Here is a 6,269-nt window from a genome sequence, read left to right as displayed (position 1 = left end):
GTCCGAGGACCACAGCACCGAGAAGGACCAGGCCGACACCCCCGGCCCCGACCCGCTGACCGCACCGCCGTCCGGCACCTACCGCCTCCAGCTCCGCGGGACGCCCGAGGAGCGCTTCGGCTTCGCCGAGGCCGCCGCGCTCGCGCCCTACCTGGCGTCCCTCGGCGTGTCCCACGTGTACCTGTCCCCGATCCTGCAGGCCGCGCCGGGCTCCGCGCACGGCTACGACGTCGTCGACCACTCCCGGCTGTCCGAGGAGCTGGGCGGCGCCGAGGCGTTCGGCGCGATGGCCACCCGGTTCCGCGCGCACGGCCTGCGGCTGCTGGTCGACGTCGTCCCGAACCACATGGCGATCCCGGACCCCCACGACCTGAACCTGCCGCTCGCGCGGGTCCTGGAGGACGGGCCGGGCTCGCCGTTCGCGCGGTGGTTCGACGTCGACTGGGACGCGGGCGGCGGCCGGATCGCGCTGCCCGGCGAGGGCGAGCCCAACTACCGGCGGTTCTTCGACATCTCCGGGCTGATCGGGCTCCGCCAGGAGGACCCCGAGGTCTTCCGGCGCACGCACGCGCTGCTGCTCGGCCTGGTCGAGCGGGACCTCGTGGACGGCCTGCGCGTCGACCACCCGGACGGCCTCGCCGACCCGCGCGGCTACCTGCGCCGGCTGGCGGAGGCCGCGCCGGGCCGCTGGCTGCTCGTCGAGAAGATCACCGAGGGGGAGGAGCGGCTGCCGCCGGACTGGCCGTGCGCGGGCACCACCGGCTACGACTCGCTCGGCATGGTCGGCGGGCTGTTCGTCGACCCGGCGGGCGAGAAGCCGCTCACCGACTACTACGTGTCGCTGACGGGCAATCCGGCCGAGTTCGAGGAGGTCGAGCACGAGGCCCGCCTGCACGCCGCCACACACGGGCTCAAGCCGGAGATGGACCGGCTTCTGCGCGTCCTCCACCGGGTCGTGGGCGAGCGTCGTCCCGGCATGGAACGGGCCTTGGTCGAACTGCTCGTCGCCATGCCCGTGTACCGCGCCTACGTCGTGCCCGGTGAGGACGCTCCACAGCAGGCCGTGGACGTGTTAACGGAAGCCGCAGACCGTGCGCGCAATTACCTTCCCGAGGAGATCCACAGCGACCTGGAGGCCGTCGTAGACCTCGCTCTGGGACGCGGTGAGCGCACCGATGCCGAGTTCATCGTGCGGTTCCAGCAGACGTCCGCGCCGCTCGCCGCCAAGGGCGTCGAGGACACCGCGTTCTACCGGTGGAACCGGATGGCCGCGCTGAACGAGGTGGGCGGCGCCCCAGAGCGGTTCTCCGTCAGCCCGGAGGACTTCCACGCGTACTGCATCAGGCTCGCCCGCGACTGGCCGCAGACGATGACGACCCTCTCCACGCACGACACCAAGCGCGAAGAGGACGTACGGGCGTGGCTGTCGGTCGTGGCGGAGATCCCGGGCGAGTGGAGGGAAGCCGTGGAGCGCTGGCGGACGTGGGGGCCGACCCCGTCACCGCTGGAGCCCGACCTTGAATACCTCCTCTGGCAGACCCTCGTCGGCGCCTGGCCCATCACCCAGGATCGTCTGGAGGAGTTCCTCACCAAGGCGATGCGGGAGGCCAAGACCCGCACGTCCTGGGTCGAGCAAGACGCCGACTACGAGAAGGCCGTGCTCGCGTATGCGCGGGGCGTCCTGTCCGACCCCGACCTCATCACCGACATGACGTCGTTCGTCGCCAGGCTGGCCCCCTACGCGCGCGTGAACACGCTGGGGCAGAAGCTCGTCCAGCTGGCCATGCCGGGCGTCCCGGACGTCTACCAGGGCTGCGAGCTGACCGGCCTGGCGCTGGTCGACCCCGACAACCGGCGCCCGGTCGACTACGGGCGGCGCCGCGAGCACCTCGCCCGGCTCGACACCGGCCGCCGCCCGAAAGAGGTCGACGACGAGAAGCTGCTGGTCACCTCGCGGACGCTGCGGCTGCGGCGCGCCCACCCCGAGTGGTTCGGGCCGGGGTCCCGGCACGAGCCGGTCGCGGCGCGCGGGCCGGCGGCCGAGCATCTGATCGGGTTCGCGCGGGGCGGCGCGGTCGCGCTCGCCACCCGGCTGCCCGTGGGGCTGGAACGCCGGGGCGGCTGGAACGGGACGCGGGTGGACGTCCGCCACCAGGGCTGGCGGGACGTGCTGACCGGCTGCACGCACATGGGTCCCTTCCTGGACGCGGACCGCGTCTTCGAGCATCTGCCCGTCGCTCTGCTCGTCCCCAGGGAGTTCGGTAGTTGAGCACCAGGTTCACCGTGTGGGCACCGGCCGCCGACCGCGTCGAAGTCGTGGTCGGCGGCACGGGCCATCCGATGGAGGCGCGGCCCTCCGGCTGGTGGGAGGCCACCGTCGCCGACGCCGTCCATGGGACGGACTACGGCTTCGTCTTGGACGGCTCAGACGAAGTACTGCCCGACCCTCGCTCGCCTTGGCAGCCCAACGGCGTGCACGGCCAGAGCCGTGTCTACGACCACGGACGGTTCGCATGGACGGACCAGCATTGGCACGGCCGTCCGCTCCCTGGGAGCGTCCTCTACGAGATGCACGTCGGCACGTTCACGCCGGAGGGGACGTTCGACGCCGCTACCGACCGCCTCGACCATCTGGTGGCGCTCGGCATAGACGCGGTGGAGCTGCTGCCCGTCGCGTCCTTCCCCGGCCGTCACGGATGGGGGTACGACGGGGTCCATCTCTGGGCGCCCCATGAGCCCTACGGCGGCCCAGACGGTTTGAAGCGCTTCGTGGACGCCGCCCATGCGCGCGGCCTGGCCGTCGTCCTCGACGTCGTCTACAACCATCTAGGCCCGGACGGTAACCGCCTGGGCAGCTTCGGGCCGTACTTCACCAGCGCCCACGCCACCCCCTGGGGCGACGCGGTGAACTTCGACCAGGAAGGCTCGGACGAGGTCCGCGCATTCGTCGTGCAGAACGCGCTGATGTGGCTGCGTGACTACCACTTCGACGGGCTGCGGCTCGACGCCGTCCACGCCATCACCGACCACAGCGCCACGCACCTCCTCGAAGAACTGGGGCGCGCCGTGGCGGCGGAATCCGCCCACCTTGGGCGGCAGCTCTTCCTCATCGCCGAATCCGACCTGAACGACCCGCGCCTGGTGACGTCCAGGGAGGCCGGCGGATACGGCCTGGACGCGCAGTGGAGCGACGACTTCCACCACGCGCTGCACGCCGCGCTCACCGGTGAACGGCAGGGCTACTACTGCGACTTCGGCTCTCTGGAAACGCTGAAGAAGGCCCTTACCAGAGTCTTCGTTCATGACGGGACCATGTCGACCTACCGGGGCCGGCACCACGGGCGGCCGGTGAACGTCCGGGAAACGCCCGCACACCGTTTCCTCGGCTTTCTGCAGAACCACGACCAAGTCGGCAACCGCGCCTCCGGCGACCGCATCGGCGCGCTCTTGCCGTCCCCAGGGCTGCTCAAAGTGGGCGCGGCACTGCTTTTGCTCGCGCCCTTCACACCGATGCTGTTCATGGGTGAGGAGTGGGGCGCGTCCACCCCCTGGTGCTACTTCACCGACCACCGCGATCCGGAGCTGGCCCGCGCCGTCAGCGAGGGGCGCCGGCGGGAGTTCGCGCGGCACGGCTGGGCGGGCGAGGTCCCCGATCCACAGGCTGTGGACACCTTTCGCCGATCCGTCCTCGACTGGACCGAGCCGGACGACCCGTACCACGCTGACCTGCTCGAATGGCATCGCGCCCTGATCGCGCTACGCCGCTCCGAACCCGACCTGAACGACCCCCGGCCGGCCGCGGTGCAGGTCGGGACGGACGAGAGCACGGCGCGCTGGCTGGTGATGCGGCGCGGCGGGATCGGTGTGGCGGCGAACCTCGGGGACGTGCCCGTCGCCCTCCCGGCGGGGCCGCCCGGCGCGCGCCCCCGGCTGCTGCTCGCGTCGGATCCGGCGATTCACCTCGACCCCGGCGCTCTCGGCGATTCCGGAAGGGTCGCCGTGGAGCTGCCCGCGGCCTCGATCGCGATTTTTCGCTGACCCGTGGACGCGTCTATTGCGGCGAAGATACGGGTACTGACGGATATGTCGTGTTCGGTAATGTACTACGAGTGGCAAACCGCAGGTCAAGAGCGCGGCGGCAGCCCGGTAATGGTCAAGAATGGTCATACGATCGGTTCATGACCTCAGTACTGCTCGCCGAGGACGACACGTCCATCTCCGAGCCTCTCGCCCGCGCGCTGCGTCGCGAGGGGTACACCGTCGAAGTAAGCCCGGACGGCCCGCAGGCGCTGGAGCGGGCGCTCGGCGGCGGGGTTGACCTGATCGTCCTCGATCTCGGCCTGCCCGAACTGGACGGCCTTGAGGTGGCCCGCAGGGTGCGGGCCGAGGGGCACGGCGTGCCCATCCTGATCCTGACCGCCCGGGCCGACGAGGTCGACACCGTCGTCGGGCTCGACGCGGGCGCCGACGACTACGTGACCAAGCCGTTCCGGCTGGCCGAGCTGCTCGCGCGGGTGCGCGCGCTGCTCCGCCGGGGCAGCACCGAGACCCCGATCGTCCAGGGGGTGCGGATCGACGCCGAGTCGCGCCGCGCCTGGATGGGCGACCAGGAGCTCCAGCTGACCACCAAGGAGTTCGACCTGCTGCGGGTGCTCGTCCGCGACGCCGGCAAGGTCGTGACCCGCGAACAGATCATGCGCGAGGTGTGGGACACCAACTGGTGGGGTTCCACGAAGACGCTCGACATGCACATTTCCTGGCTGCGCCGCAAGCTCGGCGACGACGCCGGCAGTCCCCGCTACATCACCACGGTGCGGGGCGTCGGCTTCCGGTTCGAGCGCGGCGACTAGCACCGGCCGCCGCGGCCGGGCGGAACGACCGGGGGCCTTCCCGAGAGGCCCCCGGGCAGCGTGCTGCGCCGTCCGCGGCCCCACCCCTAAGGAGCCCTGATGAGGCGCCGACTCCTCCTGTCGACGCTCGCGGTGGCGGTGGTCGCGATCCTCCTGCTCGGCATACCCCTCGCCTACGCCGCACACAAACTCGTCTACGAGGAGGCCGGCCGGTCGCTCGACCGGGAGGCGTCCTCCATCGCGGGCAGCGTCGGCTACAGCCTGGAGAAACCGCAGCCCGTCACCGGCGCGATCATCGCCCGCGAGTACCCCGGCCGGCAGATCACCGTCACGCTGCCGGACGGCCGCACCCTCAACGCCGGGCCGCCGCGCCGCGGCCCCGTCCTCAGCGCCACCGCCGCGCACGGCGCGGTCCGGGTCCGGGTGGCGCGCCCGGAGGCGGAGGTCCGCGACGCCGCGCTCCGGCTGATCCTGCTGATCGGCAGCCTGGCGCTGCTCGGCGTCGCCGTCACCGTCGGCCTGGCCATGGTGCAGGCCCGCAAGTTCATGCTGCCGCTCCGCGAGCTCGCCGAGACCGCCGACCGGCTCGGCAGCGGCAACGCCCGGCCCCGCCCCCGCCGCTACGGCATCCCGGAGATCGACCAGGTCGCCGAGGTGCTGGACCGCAGCGCCGTCCGCATCACCGACCTCGTCGTCGCCGGCCGCCAGTTCGCCACCGACGCCAGCCACCAGCTCCGCACGCCGCTCACCGCGCTGTCGATGCGGCTGGAGGAGATGATCGAGGCCGCCGAGTACCCCGACGTCGTCCGCGAGGAGGGCGCCGCCGCGGTCGCGCAGACCGAGCGGCTCGTCGCGGTCGTGGAGCAGCTGCTCGCCCGCGCCCGGCACGACCCGGCCGGCGGCGCCGTCCCGTCCCCGATCGACGAGATCATCACCCAGCAGGTCAAGGAGTGGCGGCCGAGCTTCCGCAAGGAGGGCCGGGACGTGCGGATCGTCGGCGAGCAGGGCCTCATCGGCCTGACCAACCCCGAGGGCCTCTCCCAGATCCTCGCGACCCTGCTGGAGAACTCGCTCACCCACGGCGCCGGGACCGTCACCATCCACACCAAGCCGGGCGCCGGGTCGGTGGTCGTCGAGATCGGCGACGAGGGCCCCGGGATCCCAGCCGAGTTGGAGCCCCGCATCTTCGACCGCAGCGTCAGCGGCGGCCACGGCACCGGCCTCGGCCTCTACCTGGCCCGCTCGCTCGCCGTGGTGGACGGCGGCCGCCTCGAACTGATCCAGTCCCGTCCCGCGGTCTTCGGGGTCTTCCTCCGCCAGCCCGCAGAGGCGCGCCTGGCCGCCGAGCGGGTGGTCATGGGCCCCGCCTGACGGGCGGCGGCCGGGCCGTTCAGATCTCGGCGTAGTCCTCGCTGGGGG

At 72.2% G+C, this 6,269-nt stretch carries 4 protein-coding genes; all 4 read left to right on the top strand.

The features are described 5' to 3' along the window. Positions 1–2,269: malto-oligosyltrehalose synthase (treY, locus tag ETD96_RS39460; protein ID WP_205719692.1), on the top strand; the 2,269-nt coding region annotated here is incomplete at its 5' end. Then, positions 2,266–4,038, top strand: coding sequence for a malto-oligosyltrehalose trehalohydrolase (gene treZ, locus ETD96_RS39455; RefSeq protein WP_138641595.1), 1,773 nt, complete (start codon positions 2,266–2,268; stop codon positions 4,036–4,038). The genes treY and treZ, both read left to right, overlap by 4 nt. Before the next feature lie 140 nt (positions 4,039–4,178). Beyond that, positions 4,179–4,850 (top strand): response regulator transcription factor, encoded by a 672-nt coding sequence (locus ETD96_RS39450; RefSeq protein ID WP_019629095.1) that lies wholly within the window; start codon positions 4,179–4,181, stop codon positions 4,848–4,850. Between the two features lie 99 nt (positions 4,851–4,949). Continuing rightward, a complete protein-coding gene (locus ETD96_RS39445) occupies positions 4,950–6,221 on the top strand; it encodes an ATP-binding protein (protein ID WP_138641594.1) in 1,272 nt (423 codons plus the stop codon). Positions 6,222–6,269 lie beyond the last annotated feature (48 nt).

The organism is Actinomadura geliboluensis (assembly GCF_005889745.1).
Lineage (GTDB): Bacteria > Actinomycetota > Actinomycetes > Streptosporangiales > Streptosporangiaceae > Spirillospora > Spirillospora geliboluensis.
The sequence above is the reverse complement of the archived record's forward strand: the minus strand, read 5'-3'. Positions and strand labels throughout refer to the sequence as shown.

Bases quoted from the DNA above. Each gene is read 5' to 3' on its own strand.
- ETD96_RS39450 (WP_019629095.1), top strand. From the start codon at position 4,179: ATGACCTCAGTACTGCTCGCCGAGGACGACACGTCCATCTCCGAGCCT.
- ETD96_RS39445 (WP_138641594.1), top strand. From the start codon at position 4,950: ATGAGGCGCCGACTCCTCCTGTCGACGCTCGCGGTGGCGGTGGTCGCG.